This is a genomic window from Mycobacterium europaeum (assembly GCF_002102155.1).
Taxonomy (GTDB): Bacteria; Actinomycetota; Actinomycetes; order Mycobacteriales; family Mycobacteriaceae; genus Mycobacterium; species Mycobacterium europaeum.
Genome location: NZ_LQOU01000024.1, coordinates 1 through 20,983, shown reverse-complemented (window position 1 = coordinate 20,983; position 20,983 = coordinate 1). Strand labels below are relative to the sequence as shown.

Genomic DNA, 20,983 nt, shown 5'->3' with positions numbered 1-20,983 from the left:
AATCACAGGTCAGCGCTTGCCGGGCGGGCGGGCGCCGCGCGCGATACCCAGCCCCTTGACCGGCGGCCCCGACGGAGCGCCGTCGCCGTCGGCCTGCTTTGCCGGCTCCGCTTTCGGCGCGGGCTCCGGCTCCGCCTCGGCCTTGGGCGCCTCGGCCTTGGGTGCCTCCGCTGCCGGCGCGGCCTTCTTGGCGCCGGGGCGCTTCGCCCCGGCGGCGATGCCGAGCCCCTTGACCGGCGCCGCGGGCGCCTTGGCCTCCTCGGCCTTGGCCTCGGCCGCGGGCGCCGCCTCGGCCTTGGGTGCCTCGGCTTTGGGTGCTTGCGCCGCCGGCGCGGCCTTCTTGGCGCCGGGACGCTTGGCGCCGCCTGCGATGCCGAGCCCCTTCACCGGGGCCGCGGGCGCGGCGGCGGACTCCGGGGCCGCTTCCGTCTTGGCCTCGGCCTGGGCGGGCGCGGCCTTCTTGGCGCCGGGACGCTTGGCGCCGCCCGCGATGCCGAGCCCCTTTACGGGGGCGGCCGGCGCGGCCGCCTCGCCCTTGGGGGCGGCCTCCGCCTTCGGGGCTGCCTCGGCGGGTGCCTCCTCGGCCTCCTTGGCCGGTGCCTCGACGGTCGCGGTGGCCTTGGGCGCCTGAGCCACCCGCTTTTCGGCTTCCTTTGCGGCCGTGCCCTTCTCGGGCAGGGTCGCCTTGTCGTACTCGAGCGACCCGAGCAGGATCTGGGCGACGTCGAGCACCTCGACGCCGGTGCGGCCGGCCTCCTCGGAGCGGTCGTTGACGCCGTCGGTGACCATCACGCGGCAGAACGGGCAGCCGGTGGCGATCGTGGACGCCCCGGTGGCCAGGGCCTCGTCGACGCGTTCGTGGTTGATCCGCTTGCCGATGTGCTCTTCCATCCACATGCGCGCGCCGCCGGCGCCGCAGCAGAAGCTGCGCTCGGCGTGGCGCGGCATCTCGGTGAGCGTCGCCCCCGCGGCCCCGATCAGCTCGCGCGGCGCCTCGTAGACCTTGTTGTGGCGCCCGAGGTAGCACGGGTCGTGGTAGGTGATGTCCTGCGACACCGGCGTCACCGGCACCAGCTTGTTGTCGCGGATCAGCCGGTTGAGCAGCTGGGTGTGGTGCAACACCGAGTAGTTCGCGCCCAACTGCCGGTACTCGCGGCCCAGCGTGTTGAAGCAGTGCGGGCAGGTGACGACGATCTTGCGGTCGACCGTCTCCACGCCCTCGAAGACGCCGTCCAGGGTCTCGACGGCCTGGGCGGCCAGCTGCTGGAACAGGAACTCGTTACCCGAGCGGCGCGCGGAGTCGCCGTTGCAGGTTTCGCCGGTCCCCAGCACCAGGTACTTCACCCCGGCGATGGCCAGCAGCTCGGCGACGGCCTTGGTCGTCTTCTTGGCCTTGTCGTCGTAGGCGCCCGCGCAGCCCACCCAGAACAGGTACTCGAAGCCGTCGAAGGTGTCGACGTCCTCGCCGTAGACCGGGACGTCGAAGTCCACCTCGTCGATCCAGCTGGTGCGGTCAGCGGCGTTCTGGCCCCACGGGTTGGCCTTGGTCTCCAGGTTCTTGAACAGCACCGACAGTTCGGAGGGGAACTCCGACTCCATCATCACCTGGTAGCGGCGCATGTCGACGATGTGGTCGACATGCTCGATGTCCACCGGGCACTGCTCCACGCAGGCACCGCAGGTCACGCAGGACCACAGCACGTCGGGGTCGATGACGCCGCCCTGTTCGGCGGTGCCGACCAACGGGCGGGCGGCCTGCTCCGGTCCGTGCCCGGGCACCCGGCCGAACCCGGACTCCGGGACGTGGTGGCCCTCCTGGTGGACCGTTTCGAGGTCGAGACCCTCGAGTGTTTCCGCGTTCTTGTCGCCGAGGATGTAGGGCGCCTTGGCCATCCAGTGGTCGCGCAGGTCCATGATGACGAGCTTGGGAGAGAGCGGTTTGCCGGTGTTCCACGCCGGGCACTGCGACTGGCAGCGCCCGCACTCGGTGCAGGTGGCGAAGTCCAGCATGGCCTTCCAGCTGAAGTCCTCGATCTTGCCGCGGCCGAATTCGGCGTCGTCGGGCGGGTTTTCGAAGTCGATCGGCTTGCCGTCGTGTTCCAGCGGCAGCAGCGGACCGAGCCCGTTGGGCAGCCGCTTGAAGATGACATTGATGGGCGCCGTGAAGATGTGCAGGTGCTTGGAGTGCAGCACGATGATCAGGAACGCCAGCATGACCGCGATGTGCAGCAGCAGGGCCGTCGTCTCGATGATCTCGTTGGCGGGCTGGCCCAGCGGACGCAGGATCGCGCCGAACAGCTGGGAGAGGAAGGCGCCGTTGCCGTAGGGCAACGTGCCGTTGTTGACCGCGGAGCCCCGCACCAGGACGTAGGTCCAGATGACGTTGAAGATCATGAACAGCACCAGCCAGGCGCCGCCGGTGTGCGAACCGTAGAACCGCGACGAGCGGCCGTACTCCTTGGGTTCGGTGCGCAGCCGGATGATGGCGAACGTCGTGATGCCCAGGAAGACGGCGGTGGCGAAGAAGTCCTGCAGGAAGCCCAGCGCGTCCCAGCGCCCGATGATCGGGATGTGGAAGTTGTCCTGGAACAGCAGCCCGTACGCCTCGATGTAGACCGTCAGCAGGATGAAGAAGCCCCACATGGTGAAGAAGTGCGCCAGGCCGGGAAGCGACCACTTGAGCAGCCGGCGCTGCCCGAAGACCTCGGAGACCTCCGCCCAGATTCGCTTGCCGGGCTCGTCGGTGTGCCCCGGGGCGGGCTTGCCGGACGTGACCAGCTTGAACAGCCACAGGACGCGGCGGCCAGCGAGTGCGGCCACGACCAGCGTCATGCCCATGCCCACGACCAGTCTGATGAGCATCTGCGTCGTCACCGAAGGTCTCCCCAATGCATTGTTGATTCAGCCTGCGTTTTGTTTGCCTGCTTAGCCCTGCTCATAGTTACATCTCCGCAGCTTCCGCCGCGAGAAAGGCTGCCCTAACTTCGGAGGTTATCCGCGTCAGGGCCGGGGCTGGGGCACGAAGGGCAGCAGCGGCCGCAACCGGGTCGTGGTGGGCGGCGCGGCCGAGGTGGTCGCCTGCGACGTCGTCGTGGGCGCGGCGGTCGTGGTCGTCGTCGGCGGGGCCGTCGTGGTGGTCGTCGTTGTCGGCGGAGCCGTCGTCGTGGTCGTGGTGGTGGTCGGCGGCTCGGTCGTCGTCGTTGCGGGCGGTGGTTCGGACGACGACGACGGTGGGGGCGGTGGCGGTGGGAGGACCGTCACGGTGGTGCTGTTGTCCGGCCCGGTGATGGTCACGGTTTGCGACGTTTGCGGGGGGGCCGGTGTGGGGCTGACCGAAGCGGGCTTGGACTTGCCGAGGGTGAGAGCCAACACGATGGCCACCAGCATCGCCGCCACGGCGCCGGCGACGCTGAGGACCAGCGCCGTGCGCTTGTACCAGGGCAGCCCGGCCTCCTGGGCGGGGCGCCGCTCGTCGGGGCCGGCGTCGAAATCCTTTGCCTCGTCCGTGTACTCGCCGGTGGCGTCGCGCCCGGTGTAGGGCACCGGCTCGTCGGCGCCGTCGGTGTCCTGGGACCAGGCCAAGGCGCCGTCGACGTCCGTGGCGCGCGCTGCCCACGCGGCCTGGGTCATGTCGATTCCGGCGGTGCCGACCATCTCGGTCGGCGTTTCGACGACGCCCCCCGCCGCCGTCGCGGCACCGGCCCCCGCCGCCGCGGCACCGGCCGCCGCCTGCTGCTCGCCGAGCGCCGCCGCGCCGACGGCGGCACTCGCCGCGGGCTGCGGTGCGGAGTGCACGGGCACCTGAAAACGCTCCGAGAGCCGCGCGGCGACCAGCGGGATGCCGGCGCCGCCGCCGGCGCTTGCCACCGCGGCCAGCCTGCCCGTCGCAATTCCGTTGCGGCGCAACGTCTCCTCGAGGGCTCCCAGGAATCGGTCCAGGGGTTCGGAGATCAATCGCTCCAGCTCGGCGCGCGACAGCTGCACCCCCGCGACGGAGGCCGTCGCGGCGGTCGACAGCTGCTCCTTGGCGCGCCGGCATTCCGCGAGCAGGCGGGCCTGCGCGCCGATCCGCATGGTGCCGCCCAGGTCGGCCATGGTGTCATCGGAGGCTTGCAGGCGGCCCAGGACCAGCCGGTCGACCGCGTTGCCGGAGAAATCCGCGTACCGCACCGACGGGCCGATGCGGGCGAAGTTGGATCCGGCGTCCATCAGGGTGACGCTGGTGCCGCTCGCGCCGAAATCGCACAATGCGACCACGCCCGCGCGCGGGAATCCCGGGCTGCCTCGCAGCGCCGCGAGCGCGGCGGTGGCGTCGGACACCAGCACCGGCGACACGCCGCCGCGGGCCAGGTCCGGCTGGGCGAAGAATTCGTCACGCAGCGCGCTGAACTGGGCGTCGGACCAGTACGCGGGCACGGCGATGGTGATCGGGGCGCCGTAGCCCACGGTGCGGGCCATGGCCTCGATCGCCTCGACCGTGAGCACCTCGCCGAGGTACTTCGTCCCGTCGGGCGCCACCAAAGGGGCCCGGTCGCCGACGCGCTCGACGAAGCCGCGCAGCACCATCCCGTCCCCGGTCAGGTTCGGGTTTTCTTCCGGCAGGCCAACTTCGGTCGGCCGGTGCTCGAAGAGGGTCAACACCGCACTGCGAACCACCGGGGCGCTGCCCGCGCGGGCCGCCACCAGGTTGGCCGCACCGATCGACAGTCCGAGCGACTCGCTCATGCCCCGCACCCCATTTCCGATCGCCCGGTGGTCCTCACCATAGCGGCCGACGGGGTCAGCGCAGGCCGGGCGGGACCGTGATCACCGTGGGCACCCCGGGAATCGTGATCACCGAAGGCAGCTCCGGCAGGTGATGCCGGTGCGTCGGCGCCTGTTGCGTCGGCTGGCGGGTGGGCTGCTGTGTCGGCTGCTGCGCCGGCGCCTCGACCGCACTGCTGGTGGTCGGTGTCGTGGTGGTGGTGGTCGGCGTGGTGGTGGTGGTCGTTGTCGAACTCGTACTGCTGGTGCTCGGGGTGGGGCTGGTGCCCTGTCCGCCCTTCAGCAGCTCGGTGATGCCGTAGGCGATCAGCCCGAGCAGGATCACGACGAACACCAGCCAGGCGATCAGCAGCGGAGGCTTGCGATACCACGGGGTGGGCTCGCTCTCCAGATCATCGAAGGCGTCGGCCTGTCCGGGCGCGTCGGGCGGGTACAGCGGGACTTCGCCGGAAGTGGGCGGGTCGGCCATGCCGTAGTCGGCATGATGCGTCGCCTGCTCGTGGAAATCGTCGGGTGGGCCTTTGCGTTCCACGGCACCGATGGTACTGGCCCCACCTGCCAAGCTCCTGAGCCCGCCGTCAGAACGCGCCTCGCAGAATGCCCTCGATCCGATCCAGCAGCTCGCTCGGGCTGTCGCCGTTGCCATCTTTCCAGGCGATTAGTGCATTGATCAGGTTGATCGGTTCAACACTCAGTCGCAGCCCGAGTACCACGGTCGTGGTGGCGACTCCGCCAGCATCCACGGGGCGGTAAGTAATGCCGACTTGCAACCACTCACCGCCTGCCGGCTGCGGAGTGGGCTTGGGCTCGATCGACTCAACCAGCTCACGCCGGATCTCCATCAACTCACTTCGACGCTCAGCCAACCGTACCGTCAACATCGAGGGGGTTATGCAGAGCAGACTTCGAAGCCACATGTGGACGACGCCGTAGAGGGTCAGCGGGGTCACCCCCAAGACGATGATGCCCGTGACACGAAGCCACGTCGGATTGCCGGGCGCATACCCCGCCGCAAGAGAGGCGACCCCCATCAGCGGGATCAGCACCAGCGTGCTGTAGGCATTCCCTTCGTACCAGGGAATGTAGCGGCAGACGATCGCGTCCCCGGAGCGGCTGACCGCGGCGCGAAATATCCGGCGCCGCCCGACGACGATAATGCCGCCGGCCACACCGACCCCGAGGCACAGGTACCACGCTGATCCGATCAGCACGTTGATGCCCGCCGTTAGGAAGAGAAAACCTCCGAAGCAGTAGCGGAGCACGCGCCCCCGACGGCCTTTCACCCCGCCACCGCCATCACTGGCCGTCTCGCGTTGCGTTCATTGGGCGCCGGCGCTGACCGGTGGGTGCCGGGATTGCCACCGGGCCGCGCAGGACTTTAAGCCAGATCTGTGTCCGATCCACCGGTGAATCATGTAATGCGGTGACCGTCAATTGGGCGATCAGTGTCTGCTGTTCGGTTGTGATGATGCGGGATCGTGACACGCTGTCGACGGTGCCGAGTTCATGCGCGATTTGCATTGCGAGCAACCCTACGATTCCGGGACCCTCGGTGGCTGCAGCGAGTTGACGGCGCAGCTCAACAGAGCCCGGCACCGACTGTAACTGCTGCTCGACCAGCATGGCGAACACGTCACCGGTGTCCAAAGGTTCGTCGACGCAATGCATCGTCAATACCGCGTTAGCGCAGAACACCTCGATACACGGATCGTTGCGACAGACCCACACACGGGCCCCGACCGCCGAGTCGAAGGGCTCCCAACCCGGCGGCACGCCCACCTCCACCACAAAACCGACAAACCGGTCAACCGGGCTTACCGAGACACCCGACTTCTGCACGAACTCATCGAATCGCATCGAACATGTCCTATGCGAAACCGAAGACCGATTCCACGCTGTGCACCGCACTACCGACCGCATCCGCGACCGGGTGCCAGGCCGCCTCGACCCCCTTCGATGCCAGGTAGCTGGCGGCCGCTCCAGCAGCAGCGCCGACCACCAGACCCACCGCAGTACCTGCCCCTGGAACGACAGAACCGATCGCTGCTCCAACCTCCGCGCCCGCCCATAGCCCGGCGGCGACACCTACCCCCTCTCGGGTGACGGCCTCGGGCACCGAGTTGCCGTCATGAATGTCGGACATGACGGCCGGTATCGCGCTGGCTGCACCAACCGCCCCGCCGATACGGGTGAATCCCGGAAGTTCGACTCCGCCGACCTTCGCATCTTCCAGCCATCTCAATAAGCCGGGATCGGCTTTGCCGGGCCCCGTACCGGGGGATTCGGCAATCAAGTTGGTGGTTGCCTGGCGGACACCGTCGGCGGTACCACCGGCGACCGCACCGGCACCCGTGATCGCCACATCCGCAGGCGTCGGTGCCAGCGAGGGACCACCGTGCTGGTCGCCCGGTGCCGGGCCCGGGCCCGTCGGGGAAGCTAAGAAGTCATATCCATCGGCATGCAGAGTTCCCAACGCGTTCTGGAAGGACTTCGAATAACCGTCGCGCGTGGCTTGCAGTTGGCCCAGCGCGTCCTTGGTGGCGCGCACGGCGTCGTCCTCACATTTGGCGATAAACGCTTCGAGCGCATCGTAATCGGCCGCGCTGAGGTCCCCGTCGTCTTCCATCTCGTCGGCTTCAGCGATCAGCTCGTCGAGGTTCTCCAATTCGGCTTCGAGCGACGCGATTCTCCCGGCCGCGGTCTTCTGCGCTTCGGCCAATGTCGCGGCGATGTTCTCCAGGTCCGCGCCGATCTTCGGTAATTGTAAAGACTGCGCCCCAAGGGCTTTCGTCACCCGCTGGACTTCGTCGGAGTCGTTGATCGGATGATCGCCATCCTGGTGATTCCAGGCGGCGTCGAACCGGGCGCGGGCTTGCTCGAACGCATGGTCGGCCTCCGCCGTGCATCGACCAGCGCGATGGAACGCCTCGGCCAGGCTGGAGATTTGCGAGGGACTGCCCGCCTGCAGGCTTGCGTTGATCGCCCAGGGGTCTCCACCGGCTGCGCCGATCAGTGCGGGGGCGCTGATGTAGAGGAGTTGCATGGCGTCGTCAGCTGGTTGCCCTGCGGTTGGTCAAACCTGCTGGGGCCACGGCCGGCATTTCGCGCGACACCTTGGCCAAGCGCCGGCGCGAACGTGTGTCCGCTCGCATCTCACCCCCTGCACTGCTCGTGGGAAATACTAATACCGCAGGCTTATTCAGCAATTCATGTCGTATTCCAGATCTGCGCGAGAGTCGGGCAGGCAGCGTTAAGAATGCCTCAACGCCGGGAACAGTCCGGCCGTCAGAACGTGACGACCTTGTCGATGCCGTCAGAACGCGCCTCGGGCGTTGACGCCTCAGTTCCCACCGAGGGCGTCCCGCACGCGTCCCCGCGCCTGGTCGAGGCGGACGGCGGCCTCGTCCGCGTGGACGCCAGCGAGCAGCGCGACGATCGCCGTCTTGGCGTGACCTCCCGCGGCGGCGAGCGCGGCGGTCGCAGTTTCCTCGTCGACGCCGGCCGCGTCGCGGACCATCCGCACCGCGCGGCGGCGCAGCTTCGCGTTGGTCGGCCGCACGTCAACCATCCGCGGTCCGTAGGCCTTGCCGAGCGCGATCATCACGCTCGTCGAGAGCGCGTTGAGCGTGACCTTCTGAGCCGTTCCCGCGGTCAGCCGCGTCGAGCCGGCCAACACCTCGGGCCCGGTCAACAGTTCGATCAGCACGTCGGCCGATGCCTCGCTGCCGGGGTTGTTGACGATCGCCACCGTCAGCGCGCCCGCCGCGCGCGCATGCTCGAGCGCACCGAGCACATAAGGCGTGCGCCCCGACGCGGTGATCCCGACGAGCGCGTCGGCGGCGGTCAGGTCGGCGAGATCGGCGGGGTCGAACTCGTCTTCGGCGCCCTCGACCGCCTCGGTCAGCGCCGCCGGCCCGCCGGCGATCACACCGCGCACGAGGTCGGTGCCGAACGTGGGCGCACACTCGGCCGCGTCGAGCACGCCGAGCCGCCCGGGCGTTCCGGCACCGGCGTAGATCAGCCGGCCGCCGTGCTCGAGCCGCGCGGCGATCGCCTCGGCCGCCGCGGCGATCCGCGGGACGGCAGCCGCCACCGCATGGTGCGCGTCGCCCTCGGCGGCGACCAGCAGCGCGACGACCTCCCCGATGGACCGCGCGTCGAGGTCGTGCAGGCCTGGCCGCACGGCTTCGGTGGCCAGCGCGTCGAGCCCTTGCCCGGCAAAGGTTTTCGGCGCCGCCCGCACGCGGATCACGTGCGGCTCGTGGATCGCCCCCAGCCGCAGCGCCCCGTCGAGCGCGTCGCCGGCGGCGGGGACGAGGTCGAGCCGCTCACGCAGCGCTGTGAACCCGGCCAGCCCGCCGACCATCGCGACCGGGCCGTCCCCGGCCGCGCGAGCCGTGGCGGCGAGCGCCTCAGCCGCCGCGCCGACGATCGCCAGCGCGGCGGCGTCGCCCTGCGCGGCGAGGACGTCGGGTGCGAAGGACGCGAGCGCGGCGGCATCCGTCAGCCGCGCGGGCCAGGTCTCCGGCGCGCCGAAGCGGGCGCGGGCGGCGTCGAGCAGCGTGGTGGCCGGGCCGCGGCCGTCGTGCGCGCGCAGCGCCGCGCGCAACCCGGCGGCGCCGATCCACCCGCCGCCACCCTCGTCGCCCAGCCACGGGCCCCAGCCGTCGGCAGTCCGCAGCGCGCCGTGCGCGTCGATGGCGAGCGCCACCACCCCGGTGCCCGCGATCAGCACGACGCCCGGCTCCCCGGCCAGCGCGCCGGCATGCGCGATCACGGCGTCGCTGGTCACCGCGACGCGCTCGGCGCGCAGCGAGGCCAGCAGCGCATCGCCCAGCGCACGCGCCGCATCGGGCGCCGCCAGCGCCCCGGCGGCGCCCACGATCACCTCGTCGACCGCGCCCAGCTCGCGCGCCAATTCGTTGGCCAAGGGCAGGATCGCCGCCTCGGCGGCGCGCACACCGCCGGGCGCCGCGAGCCCCGGCGCGCCCGGCCCCTCCGCCCTGCGGCCGCATGCCGACGCCCGGCACGACGTCTTACCCAAGTCGACGGCGAGGATCACCGCACCCATCCTTGATCGGCCCGGGCAGTGTGTCGAGCGAAACTGGTCTAGTGGGGCGGGCGTTGCTGACCGTGGGGCACGGGACAGCCGGCCGTGAGCGGCTGGCGGAGTTGCTTGCCGGCGCCGGGATTGCGCTGGTGGTGGATGTGCGGCGATATCCGGCCAGTCGGACGAATCCGGACGTGCGGCGGGAGGCCCTGGAATGCTGGCTGCCCGAACGCGGCATCGACTACCGGTGGGAGCCCCGCCTGGGCGGGCGGCGTCATATCGCGGCCGGAGAACAGGAGCCGGACAGCTGGTGGGAGGTGGCCGCATTCCGGGCGTACGCGGCGTACACCCGGACGCCGGAGTTCGTCACCGCGCTGGACGACGTCTTGGCCGACGCCGCCCGGCGCACCACCGCGGTGATGTGCAGCGAGAGTGTCTGGTGGCGCTGCCACCGGCGGCTGATCGCCGACGTAGCGGAGCTCGGCCGCGCAGTGCCGGTACGGCACCTCATGCCGGACGGCCGCCTCACCCCCCACCGCCCCGCCGAAGGTGCTCGCCGCCGCCCGGACGGCCTCCTGGTATGGGACGGCTGATCCGGCGGTCGCCAGGCCGGACTTTGGCCTTCAGAACGTGTTGACCTTGTCGAGGCTGACGAACATGCCGTGGCCGGTGCGGTCGTTGGTGAACCGGGTGCCGTCGGCGGTGGCGACGATCGTCCAGCCCGCGGCGTTGTAGGTCTTGTAGTCGATCTGGACGGTCGGGATGGCGCCCAGGTTGCCCAGCACCCACTGCACCTTGCCGCCCGAGTCCACGCTCACGCCGTTGGCGTGTTCGCCGTCTTGCAGGGGTGAGTTGGTGAACGGCGCCTCGCAGCCCACGGTGTCCTTGTTGATCTGGCAGCGCGTGGTGCCCGACTTGGTCTCGATGAACACGTAACCGTTCTGGTCGGGCGGCAGCGGGATGGCGCCGGCCGGTGCGGTCGGGTTGGCCGGCGTGGTCGGCAGGCCGGGGGCGGGGCTGGCGGTGGGCGCCGACGGGACCGTGGTCGGCCTCGGTGTGGGGAACGTGGGTTCGACCGGGCCGGCGCCCGGCGCCGCGACCGGCCGGCCGGCGATGGTGGAGGAACAGGCGTCGATCAGTGCGGGACTGATCAACACCGGCGCGATCAGCAGGGATCCACCGGCAAGGCTCCACCGTGCCCTTTGCGAAAACCGCACGCGTCACTCCCGATGATCACCCGATACCGGGAAATCAGATTACGCGTGAAGCGGCGAAACCCCCGGCAACCGCGCGCCCACGATGCCGCGCCGATGGGGAAGCTTTATCGCCGCGTGACCGACTGGGTCTCGGCGGCCCGGCGGGCCGCGGCGACGATGCCCTGGTAACCGGTGCACCGGCAGAAGTTGCCCGACAGGCCCTCGCGAATCTCGTGCTCGCTGGGGTCGGGGTTGTCGCGCAGCAGCGCGGTCAGCGACATCACGAAACCCGGCGTGCAGAAGCCGCATTGCAGCCCGTGGCACTCGCGGAGCGCCGACTGCACGGGCGACAGGGTGCCGTCCGGTGCGGCGACGCCTTCGACCGTCGTCACCTCCGTCCCGTCGGCCTGCACCGCGAACATCAGGCACGAGCGCACGGCGTCGCCGTCGAGCAGCACGGTGCACGCCCCGCACGCCCCGTGCTCGCAGCCCAGGTGGGTGCCCGTCAGCCCGCACCTGTCCCGCAGGAAGTCCGCCAGCGTCATCCGCGGTTCCACGGCCGCCGTGACCGGAGTCCCGTTGACCGACAGTTCGATTGGGTGTTCACGCATCGCTTGCCCCCGTGGCTGCTTCGGCCGTCGCTCGGGTCCAGGCGCGCGTGGCCATCGCCGCGCCGACCTTCAACCGGTACGACGCCGAGCCCTGCAGGTCGTTGGGAACGTCGTCGAGCCCGCTCATCGCCGCCTCACCGATCTCCTCGGGCACCAGCTCACCGACCGGCCTGCCGACCGCCGCCACCTCGGCCGCCGTCGCACGCCGGACCGTGGACCCCATGCCCAGCAGGCCGATCGCGCAGCGCGAGACTCGATCCCGGTCGTCGAGCTGGACGGCGACCAGCGCACCCGCGATCGCGAAATCACCGTGCCGGCGCGAGAATTCCTCGACCGCGAACCCGGATCTGCCGTCCCACACCGGGAACCGCACCCCGGTCAGTACCTCGTCGGGATCCATGGTGGTCTCCCAGACCCCGGCGAAGAAGTCGGCGGCCGCGATCTCGCGGCACCCGCGCGGCGACTGCACCTCCATCACCGCATCCAGGGTCAGGGCCACGGCCGGGTATTCGCCGGCGGCGTCGGCGTGGGCGATCGACCCGCCGAGGGTGCCACGGTTGCGGATCTGGAAATGCCCGACGAACGGGGTCACCCTGGTCAACAACGGAACATCTTGGCGCACTTGCGCATCGGCGCCGACGGTGGTCTCGGTGGTGCCCGCGCCGATCCACAGCTCGTCGCCCCTGCGGTCGATGCCCCGCAGCCCGGGCAGCCGAGAGACGTCGATGAGGTGGTCGAAGTAGGCCAGCCGCATCGCCAGCATCGGCACCAGGCTCTGGCCGCCCGCCAGGATCTTCGCGTCGTCGCCCAGCTCGGCCAGCAGCCCCACGGCGTCGTCGATGTCGTCCGGACGGTGGTAGTCGAATGCCGCAGGCTTCACCGTTGCACCCCTTCCAGCAGGGCGGCGATCGACGCCGGGCTGGCCGGCAGCCGGGTGATCGTCACGCCCAGCGGTGCGAGCGCGTCGTTGATGGCGTTGATCACCGCGGGCGTCGAGCCGATGGCCCCGCCCTCGCCGGCGCCCTTGTAGCCGCCCGGCCCCGGCCCGGGGATCTCGACGTGCCCGAATTCGATCGGCGGCACCTCGGTGGCCGTGGGCAGCAGGTAGTCGACGAAAGTCGTTGCCAGCGGGTTGCCGTCGTCGTCGTAGACCATGTCCTCCATCAGGGCGCCGCCGATGCCCTGCACCGTGCCGCCGGCGATCTGGCCCTCGACCACCGACGGGTTGATCATGGGACCGACGTCCTCGCTGACGATGTAGCGCAGCAGCGTGACCTTACCGGTCGCCACGTCCACCTCGCAGGTGCAGGCGTGCGTGGCGTTGGACCAGTGGATGGGGTTCGTCGAGTTGAACCGGGCGGTGGCCTCCAGGTTGGTCGACAGCCCCGGCGGCAGCTGCTGCGGCGAGTAGTACGCCACGTAGGCCAGCTCAGCGAACGACACCGACGTGCCCGGGTCGTCCCGCACGCTGGCGACCGAAAACGCCAGATCCACTTGCGCCTCGGGCACTTTGAGGTGGTGGGCGGCCAGCGCCACGATCTTCTCGCGCAGGATGGCCCCCGCCTCGTTGACCGCCCCGGCGGTCATCGGTGCGCTGCGGCTGCCCTGCGTCCCGGCGCCGTACGGGGTGATCGCGGTGTCGCCCTGGATGGTGGCGACGTCGTCGATGTCGGCGCCCAGCGCGTCGGCGGTCAGCTGCACGACGGTGGTCTCGATGCTGTTTCCGCTGGAGCCGCCGTTGACGTACACGTTGATCTTGCCGGTCGGCTCCATGCGGATGGTGGCCCCTTCGGTGGCCAGGTGGCCGGTCGCCGCGCCGGTGGGCTCGATGTAGGCCGAGAAACCCAGGCCCAGGTAGCGGCCTCGCGCCAGCGCCTCGGCCTGCTCCTTGCGAAACCCTTCGTGGTCAAGGATTTTCACCGCCTGCTCGAACGTGTCGATCGGGGCGACGTGGTCGTAGGGCATGCCGTTGGGGTTGACGTACGGCATCTCGTCGCGGCGCAACAGGTTGCGGCGGCGCAGCTCGACCGGGTCGACGTTCATCTTGCGGGCGGCGATGTCGAGCAGGATCTCGCGGGCCAGCGTCTCGTACTGCCAGGGGCCGCGGTAGGCGGCCAGCCCGCTGGTGTTGGAGAACACCGTCTTGTAGTTGAAGCTGGCCTTGGGCACCCGGTAGGGGCCGGGGAAGAACATGCCGATGGCGGCCGTGGTCAGCACCGGGTACGGCGTCGGGTAGGCGCCGATGTCCTGGACGAAGTCGATGTCGGCCGCCGCGATGTTGCCCTCGCCGTCGAACGCCATCCGCGCGGTGCCGTCGACGTGGCGGGCCTGCCCGGCCGACATCAGGTTCTCGCGCCGGTCCTCGATCCACTTCAGCGCGGCCGGCACCTTGCGAGCGGCGAGCATGACGCACATGTCCTCGCGCATCGGCACGACCTTCTGGCCGAAGCCGCCGCCGGTGTCGCGCATGATGACCCGAACCCGTTGCGCCGCAATGCCCAACAGCCGGGCGCAGAACGCGCGCAGCTCATGCGGGGTCTGGGTGGACGCCCACATCGTGAGCTCCCCGGTGGCGGCGGTCCATTCGACGACCAGGCCGCGGGTCTCGATCGGCACCGGTGCGTAGATCTGTTGGTAGATGTGCGCTTTGACGACATGCGGCGCGTTGGCGAACAGCTCCTCGTCCGGCGGGGCCCCGCCCATGCCGCCCGCGACGTTGTTCGGGTAGGCGTCGTGCACGAGCACCTCGGAGTCCTGCGCGCGGGTGAAGTCGGTGACCGCGGGCAGCGGCTCGTAGTCGACGTCGACGAGTTCGAGCGCGTCCTCGGCGATGTAGCGGCTCTCGGCGACGATCAGCGCGACCGGGTCGCCGACGAACTTGGCCTCGCCCTCGGCCAGCGGCGGGCGCGGGGTGTCCGCGACGTCCTTGCCGGCGACGGCATGCCACGCCTCCTTCACCTCGGGGTTGAGGTCGGCGGCGGTGAACACCGCGCGCACCCCGGGCAGCGCCAGCGCGGCCGAGGCGTCGACGCCGTTGATCGCCGCGCGCGCGAACGGGCTGCGCACGAAGCAGGCGTGCAGCATCCCGGGCCGCGAAATGTCGTCGACGAAGCTGCCGCGGCCGGTCAGCAGCCGGGCGTCCTCCACCCGCTGGACGCGGGTGCCGGCGTAGCGGGGCGCCGGGGTGACCGGGCCGGCGGTGGTCGCCTGCACGTCCTGAGTCATCGACGCTCCATCGTTGTCGCTGTGCGAGAAGCTCAATGTCATCATAGGAGAGTGCCGTTATCGCAGTCCATCGGCCCCGCGCCGCGCATCGTCGGGGTCCTGCTGGCCGCGGGTGCCGGAAGCCGCTATGGCAAGCCGAAGGTGCTGGTCGACGGTTGGCTCGAGGTCGCGGTGGACGCGCTGCAGGACGGCGGTTGTGCAGGCGTCGTCCTGGTACTGGGCGCGGCGCAGGTCGCGGCCCCGGCCGGGGTCACGACGATCGTGGCGCCCGACTGGCGCGAGGGTTTGAGCGCCTCGGTGCGCGCCGGTCTGGGCCAGGCCGACCGCATGGGGGCGGACTACGCGGTGCTGCACGTCATCGACACCCCCGACGTCGGCGCCGCCGTGGTGGCACGCGTCGTCGACCGCGCGGTGGGGTCGGCCAGCGGCCTGGCGCGCGCCGTGTTCGGCGACCGGCCGGGGCATCCGGTGGTGATCGCGCGCCGGCACTGGCCCGAGGTCCTCTCGCGCATCTCCGGAGATGACGGCGCCGGCGCATACCTGCGCACCCGGCGCGACGTCGAGAAGGTCGACTGCACGGATCTCGCCGGCGGCCAGGACGTCGACGAGCCCTGAACCGCCGGACCTCAGCCGGCCGCGCCGGCCTCCGCCGCGGCCCTGACCCGGTGGCGGACCAGGAACCAGCCGCCGAAGAGGGCGGGGATGCCGATCGCCAGCGCGCCGAGCATCCACGGGCCCTGCTCCCGGTCGAACATCATCAGGACCAGCACCCCGGCCAGGAAGGCCAGGGTCAGGTACCCGCTGTAGGGGGCCAGCGGCATCCGGAAGTGCGGCCGCCGCAGCGTCCCCGCGGTCGACAGCCGGTGCAGCCGCAGCTGGCACGCCACGATGGTCGCCCAAGCCGCGATGACGCCGGTCGCGGCGATGTGCAGCACGATCTCGAAGGCCTGGCTGGGTTCCACCGCGTTGAGGACGATGCCCAACAGGCCGATGATCGCGGTCAGCAGGATCCCGCCGTACGGCACGCCGTTCTTCGACATCGGCGCGGTGAACTTCGGGCCGCTGCCGTTGATCGCCATCGACCGCAGGATCCGGCCCGTCGAATACAGCCCGGCGTTGAGGCTGGACAGCGCGGCGGTGAGCACCACCAGGTTCATCAGCGTGCCCGCCCCGCCGAAACCCGCCTTGGAGAAGAACGTGACGAACGGGCTGACGTGGGCCCGATAGGTGGTGTAGGGCAGCAGCAGGGCCAGCAACACCGTCGATCCGACGTAGAAGACCGCGATCCGGAACACCACCGAGTTGATCGCCCGCGGCATGATCTTCTCCGGTTCGGCCGTCTCGCCCGCGGCGATGCCGATCAGCTCGACGGCGGCGTAGGCGAACACCACCCCCGAGGTGACCAGGACCAGGGGAACCACGCCGGCCGGCAGCATCCCGGAATGGGCGTCCCACATCCTGACGCCGGTGTCCTGGCCGTCGATCTTGTAACGGCCGGCCAGAAAGACCGTCCCGACGATCAGGAACGTCACCAGCGCCGCCACCTTGATGAGCGCGGCCCAGAACTCCAGCTCGCCGAAGAGCCTGACCGAGATCAGGTTCATCGCCAGCACCACCACCAGCGCGATCAGCGCCAGCGTCCACTGCGGGACGACCTGGAACGCCTTCCAGTAGTGGCAGTAGTGCGCGATCGCGGTGGTGTCGACGATCCCCGTCATGGCCCAGTTGATGAAGTACATCCAGCCCGCCGCGAAGGCCACCTTCTCGCCGAAGAACTCGCGGGCGTAGGACACGAACGATCCCGACGACGGGCGGTGCAGCACCAGTTCGCCCAGCGCGCGCAGGATCAGGAACACGAAGATGCCGCAGACGCCGTAGACCAGGAACAACCCCGGGCCGGCCGACGACAGGCGCCCGCCCGCGCCCAGGAAGAGGCCGGTCCCGATGGCCCCGCCCAGGGCGATCATCTGCACCTGACGGCGCTTGAGTGCCTTGTGATAGCCCGACTCTTCGCGGGTGAGCCGCGCGGCGGCGGTGTCTTGCAGTGGCATTGAGTCCTGCCGTGTCGGCTCCGGGAAAGGCTCAGGCTAACCCACCGATGCGCCGACGCGGTCGCTCGGTGGCCGCCGGCGCCGGCGGCTCCCGAGTGCGCTGACGGCGCTCAGTGTGCGCTCGAGGCGGGATTTCGCCGCGATTTCCGCCGTGTGTGCACGGCACACGCCCTCATGGCACACCGGGTCATTCCGAATCGGTCCGCCCCCGGGAACAAGACGGCGGCGCGTGCCGTTAGCATGATCGACAAGTTGAGCGAACCAGACTCAATCCTGGGTTGACACCACCGTGCGGTCCGGGAGACTCTTGAGCGGGGTTCACTCAGCATAGTGGCACCAAAGAAGGCTCTACTCAATCAGGAGGAATCACTATGGCTCGTGCGGTCGGTATCGACCTCGGGACCACCAACTCCGTCGTCGCAGTTCTCGAGGGCGGTGACCCCGTCGTCGTCGCCAACTCCGAGGGCTCACGGACGACCCCGTCCATCGTCGCGTTCGCGCGCAACGGTGAGGTGCTCGTCGGCCAGCCCGCCAAGAACCAGGCGGTGACCAACGTCGACCGCACGATCCGTTCGGTCAAGCGGCACATGGGCACCGACTGGTCCATCGAGATCGACGACAAGAAGTACACCGCGCAGGAGATCAGCGCCCGCGTGCTGATGAAGCTGAAGCGCGACGCGGAGGCGTACCTGGGTGAGGACATCACCGACGCCGTCATCACCGTGCCGGCGTACTTCAACGACGCCCAGCGGCAGGCGACCAAGGAAGCCGGCCAGATCGCCGGCCTGAACGTGCTGCGCATCGTCAACGAGCCGACCGCGGCCGCGCTGGCCTACGGCCTGGACAAGGGCGAGAAGGAACAGACCATCCTGGTCTTCGACCTGGGCGGCGGCACCTTCGACGTCTCGCTGCTCGAGATCGGCGAGGGCGTGGTCGAGGTCCGCGCCACCAGTGGTGACAACCACCTCGGTGGGGACGACTGGGACGACCGGATCGTCAACTGGCTGGTCGACAAGTTCAAGGGCACCAGCGGCATCGACCTGACCAAGGACAAGATGGCGATGCAGCGGCTGCGTGAGGCCGCCGAGAAGGCCAAGATCGAGCTGTCGAGCTCGCAGAGCACCTCGATCAACCTGCCCTACATCACCGTCGACGCGGACAAGAACCCGCTGTTCCTCGACGAGCAGCTGACCCGCGCCGAATTCCAGCGCATCACCCAGGATCTGCTGGACCGCACGCGCCAGCCGTTCCAGTCGGTGATCAAGGACGCCGGCATCTCGGTCTCCGAGATCGACCACGTGGTGCTGGTGGGTGGTTCCACCCGCATGCCCGCGGTGTCGGACCTGGTCAAGGAGATGACCGGTGGCAAGGAGCCCAACAAGGGCGTCAACCCCGACGAGGTGGTGGCCGTGGGTGCCGCGCTGCAGGCCGGTGTCCTCAAGGGCGAGGTGAAAGACGTTCTGCTGCTTGACGTCACGCCGCTGAGCCTGGGCATCGAGACCAAGGGTGGCGTGATGACCAAGCTCATCGAGCGCAACACCACGATCCCCACCAAGCGGTCGGAGACCTTCACCACGGCCGACGACAACCAGCCGTCGGTGCAGATCCAGGTCTACCAGGGTGAGCGCGAAATCGCCTCGCACAACAAGCTGCTCGGCTCCTTCGAGCTGACCGGCATCCCGCCGGCCCCGCGCGGCGTGCCGCAGATCGAGGTCACCTTCGACATCGACGCCAACGGCATCGTGCACGTCACCGCCAAGGACAAGGGCACCGGCAAGGAGAACACGATCAAGATCCAGGAGGGCTCCGGCCTGTCCAAGGAGGAGATCGACCGGATGATCAAGGACGCCGAGGCGCACGCCGAGGAGGACCGGCAGCGTCGCGAGGAGGCCGACATCCGCAACCAGGCCGAGTCGCTGGTCTACCAGACGGAGAAGTTCGTCTCCGACCAGCGCGAGGCCGAGGGCGGGTCGAAGGTCCCCGAGGAGACGCTGTCCAAGGTCGACGGCGCGATCGCCGAGGCCAAGACCGCGCTGGGCGGCACCGACATCTCCGCGATCAAGGCGGCGATGGAGAAGCTGGGCCAGGAGTCCCAAGCTCTCGGTCAGGCGATCTACGAGGCCACTCAAGCGGCCGGTGGGGCCGGCGCTGACGCCGCCGGAGGCCCGTCCGGTTCCGCCGATGACGTCGTGGACGCGGAGGTGGTCGACGACGACCGGGAGTCCAAGTGACCCAGGGAAATCAAGAGGCCAATCCACAGGAGCAGGTGACCGTCACCGACAAGCGGCGGATCGACCCGCAGACCGGTGAAGTACGGCACGCCTCGCCCGGCGCAACGTCGGGCGAGGCGGCGCCGGCCGACGAGTTCGCCGGCGAAAGCCCCGAGGAGGCCGGCAAGGCCACCGAGTTGCTCGCCGACCTGCAACGGGTTCAGGCCGACTTCGCCAACTACCGCAAGCGCGCGCTGCGCGACCAGCAGGCCGCGGCCGACCGGGCCAAGGCCGCCGTGGTCACCCAATTGCTGGGCGTGCTCGACGATCTCGAGCGGGCGCGCAAACACGGCGACCTGGAGTCCGGCCCGCTGAAGTCGGTGGCCGACAAGCTCGACAGCGCCCTGACCGGGCTCGGTCTGACGGCGTTCGGCGAGGAGGGCGAGGACTTCGACCCGGTGTTGCACGAGGCCGTGCAGCACGAGGGCGACGGCGGCTCCAAGCCGGTGATCGGCACGGTCATGCGGCAGGGCTACAAGCTGGGCGACCAGGTCCTGCGGCACGCGTTGGTCGGCGTCGTGGACACGGTCGAGGACGAGGGTTCCGCGGCGGCCGAGGCGGCCGGATCGGACGATAAGCCCGGCGCGTCCGGTGAATAGACCACACAATCAGCACAACACAACAGAAAGGTGGGAGGGGGTGACGCGACATGGCCCAGCGAGAATGGGTCGAAAAGGACTTCTATAAGGAGCTGGGCGTCTCCTCTGACGCCAGTCCCGAAGAGATCAAGCGCGCCTACCGCAAGCTGGCGCGCGACCTGCATCCGGACGCCAATCCCGACAATCCCGCCGCCGGCGAGCGATTCAAGGCCGTCTCCGAGGCGCACAACGTGTTGTCGGATCCGGCCAAGCGCAAGGAGTACGACGAGACCCGCCGCCTGTTCGCGGGCGGCGGCTTCGGCGGACGCCGGTTCGACGCGGGCGGTTTCGGCGGATTCGGTGCCGGCGGTGACGGCGCCGAGTTCAACCTCAACGATTTGTTCGACGCCGCCGGCCGAAGCGGCGGCGCGAACATCGGCGACCTGTTCGGCGGCCTGTTCGGGCGCGGCGCCGGCGCGCGTCCCAGCCGGCCGCGCCGGGGCAACGACCTGGAGACCGAGACGCAGCTGGACTTCGTCGAGGCTGCCAAGGGCGTGGCCATGCCGTTGCGGCTGACCAGCCCGGCGCCGTGCACCAACTGCCATGGCAGCGGGGCGCGGCCGGGCACCAGCCCGAAGGTGTGCCCCACGTGCAACGGTTCCGGCGTCATCAGCCGCAACCAGGGCGCGTTCGGGTTCTCCGAACCGTGCACCGACTGCCGGGGCAGCGGCTCGATCATCGAGCACCCCTGCGAGGAGTGCAAGGGCACCGGGGTCACCACCCGCACCCGCACCATCAACGTGCGGATTCCACCCGGCGTCGAGGACGGGCAGCGCATCCGGCTGCCCGGACAGGGCGAGGCCGGCTTGCGCGGCGCCCCGTCGGGCGACCTGTACGTCACCGTGCACGTGCGGCCGGACAAGGTCTTCGGCCGCGACGGCGACGACCTCACCGTGACCGTTCCGGTCAGCTTCACCGAATTGGCCTTGGGCTCAACGATTTCGGTGCCCACGCTGGACGGCAAGGTCGGCGTCCGGGTGCCCAAGGGCACCTCCGACGGCCGCATCCTGCGGGTGCGTGGGCGGGGCGTCCCCAAGCGCAGCGGCGGCAACGGGGACTTGCTGGTCACCGTCAAGGTCGCCGTGCCGCCGAACGTGGAGGGCGCCGCGGCCGAGGCGCTGGAGGCCTACGCGGCCGCGGAGCGGGCCAGCGGGTTCGATCCCCGGGCGGGATGGGCG

17 protein-coding genes and 1 pseudogene are annotated in these 20,983 nt (G+C 70.0%); 5 read left to right on the top strand and 13 right to left on the bottom strand.

Going from position 1 to position 20,983, the window contains the following annotated elements:
• Nucleotides 1-9: 9 nt before the first annotated feature.
• The 8 genes and pseudogenes from AWC03_RS11885 to AWC03_RS28215 form a co-directional block, all read right to left on the bottom strand.
• Nucleotides 10-2,874: a (Fe-S)-binding protein gene (locus AWC03_RS11885; protein WP_085240674.1), complete on the bottom strand. Its 2,865-nt coding sequence runs from the start codon at nucleotides 2,872-2,874 to the stop codon at nucleotides 10-12.
• Nucleotides 2,875-3,000: 126 nt separating this feature from the next.
• A complete protein-coding gene (locus tag AWC03_RS11880; protein ID WP_085240673.1) occupies nucleotides 3,001-4,725 on the bottom strand; it encodes an Hsp70 family protein in 1,725 nt (574 codons plus the stop codon).
• Nucleotides 4,726-4,780: 55 nt separating this feature from the next.
• Nucleotides 4,781-5,296: a hypothetical protein gene (locus tag AWC03_RS11875; protein WP_090420069.1), complete on the bottom strand. Its 516-nt coding sequence runs from the start codon at nucleotides 5,294-5,296 to the stop codon at nucleotides 4,781-4,783.
• Between the two features lie 46 nt (nucleotides 5,297-5,342).
• A complete protein-coding gene (locus tag AWC03_RS11870; protein WP_085240671.1) occupies nucleotides 5,343-6,026 on the bottom strand; it encodes a hypothetical protein in 684 nt (227 codons plus the stop codon).
• A gap of 34 nt (nucleotides 6,027-6,060) precedes the next feature.
• Nucleotides 6,061-6,621: a hypothetical protein gene (locus tag AWC03_RS11865; RefSeq protein ID WP_085240670.1), complete on the bottom strand. Its 561-nt coding sequence runs from the start codon at nucleotides 6,619-6,621 to the stop codon at nucleotides 6,061-6,063.
• A 10-nt stretch (nucleotides 6,622-6,631) separates the two neighbouring features.
• Complete coding sequence (locus AWC03_RS11860; protein WP_085240669.1) at nucleotides 6,632-7,807, bottom strand: putative alpha/beta hydrolase; 1,176 nt, start codon at nucleotides 7,805-7,807, stop codon at nucleotides 6,632-6,634.
• A gap of 297 nt (nucleotides 7,808-8,104) precedes the next feature.
• On the bottom strand, nucleotides 8,105-9,007 hold the full coding sequence (murQ, locus tag AWC03_RS28220; protein ID WP_420845669.1) for an N-acetylmuramic acid 6-phosphate etherase: 903 nt from the start codon (nucleotides 9,005-9,007) through the stop codon (nucleotides 8,105-8,107).
• Between the two features lie 138 nt (nucleotides 9,008-9,145).
• A pseudogene (locus AWC03_RS28215) lies at nucleotides 9,146-9,835 on the bottom strand (BadF/BadG/BcrA/BcrD ATPase family protein); the annotation flags it as partial.
• A gap of 41 nt (nucleotides 9,836-9,876) precedes the next feature.
• On the opposite strand from AWC03_RS28215, the gene AWC03_RS11850 reads away from it, so the two are divergent.
• Nucleotides 9,877-10,407, top strand: coding sequence for a DUF488 domain-containing protein (locus tag AWC03_RS11850; RefSeq protein WP_249025866.1), 531 nt, complete (start codon nucleotides 9,877-9,879; stop codon nucleotides 10,405-10,407).
• A gap of 30 nt (nucleotides 10,408-10,437) precedes the next feature.
• On the opposite strand, the gene AWC03_RS11845 is transcribed toward AWC03_RS11850, so the two are convergent.
• From AWC03_RS11845 to AWC03_RS11830, 4 genes are all read right to left on the bottom strand, one after another.
• Nucleotides 10,438-10,986, bottom strand: coding sequence for a hypothetical protein (locus AWC03_RS11845; RefSeq protein ID WP_420845668.1), 549 nt, complete (start codon nucleotides 10,984-10,986; stop codon nucleotides 10,438-10,440).
• Between the two features lie 149 nt (nucleotides 10,987-11,135).
• Nucleotides 11,136-11,621, bottom strand: a complete 486-nt coding sequence (locus tag AWC03_RS11840) for a (2Fe-2S)-binding protein (protein WP_085240666.1) — start codon at nucleotides 11,619-11,621, stop codon at nucleotides 11,136-11,138.
• Nucleotides 11,614-12,501 carry an FAD binding domain-containing protein gene (locus AWC03_RS11835; RefSeq protein WP_085240665.1) on the bottom strand — a complete coding sequence of 296 codons (888 nt, stop codon included), beginning with the start codon at nucleotides 12,499-12,501 and terminating at the stop codon, nucleotides 11,614-11,616. Before AWC03_RS11835 ends, AWC03_RS11840 begins: the two co-directional genes overlap by 8 nt.
• Nucleotides 12,498-14,846, bottom strand: coding sequence for a xanthine dehydrogenase family protein molybdopterin-binding subunit (locus tag AWC03_RS11830; protein ID WP_085240681.1), 2,349 nt, complete (start codon nucleotides 14,844-14,846; stop codon nucleotides 12,498-12,500). Before AWC03_RS11830 ends, AWC03_RS11835 begins: the two co-directional genes overlap by 4 nt.
• Before the next feature lie 51 nt (nucleotides 14,847-14,897).
• Here AWC03_RS11830 and AWC03_RS11825 point away from each other — a divergent pair, with 51 nt between their 5' ends.
• Nucleotides 14,898-15,461 carry a nucleotidyltransferase family protein gene (locus tag AWC03_RS11825; protein WP_085240664.1) on the top strand — a complete coding sequence of 188 codons (564 nt, stop codon included), beginning with the start codon at nucleotides 14,898-14,900 and terminating at the stop codon, nucleotides 15,459-15,461.
• An 11-nt stretch (nucleotides 15,462-15,472) separates the two neighbouring features.
• Here the strand turns inward: AWC03_RS11825 and AWC03_RS11820 are convergent, their stop codons facing one another.
• Nucleotides 15,473-16,897 (bottom strand): amino acid permease, encoded by a 1,425-nt coding sequence (locus AWC03_RS11820; RefSeq protein WP_085240663.1) that lies wholly within the window; start codon nucleotides 16,895-16,897, stop codon nucleotides 15,473-15,475.
• Nucleotides 16,898-17,268: 371 nt separating this feature from the next.
• On the opposite strand from AWC03_RS11820, the gene dnaK reads away from it, so the two are divergent.
• The 3 genes from dnaK to dnaJ all read left to right on the top strand — a co-directional run.
• Nucleotides 17,269-19,128 carry a molecular chaperone DnaK gene (dnaK, locus tag AWC03_RS11815; protein ID WP_085240662.1) on the top strand — a complete coding sequence of 620 codons (1,860 nt, stop codon included), beginning with the start codon at nucleotides 17,269-17,271 and terminating at the stop codon, nucleotides 19,126-19,128.
• On the top strand, nucleotides 19,125-19,766 hold the full coding sequence (gene grpE, locus AWC03_RS11810) for a nucleotide exchange factor GrpE (RefSeq protein ID WP_085240661.1): 642 nt from the start codon (nucleotides 19,125-19,127) through the stop codon (nucleotides 19,764-19,766). Before dnaK ends, grpE begins: the two co-directional genes overlap by 4 nt.
• A gap of 50 nt (nucleotides 19,767-19,816) precedes the next feature.
• Nucleotides 19,817-20,983 (top strand): molecular chaperone DnaJ (gene dnaJ / locus AWC03_RS11805; RefSeq protein ID WP_085240660.1); only part of this gene is annotated, 1,167 nt, incomplete at its 3' end.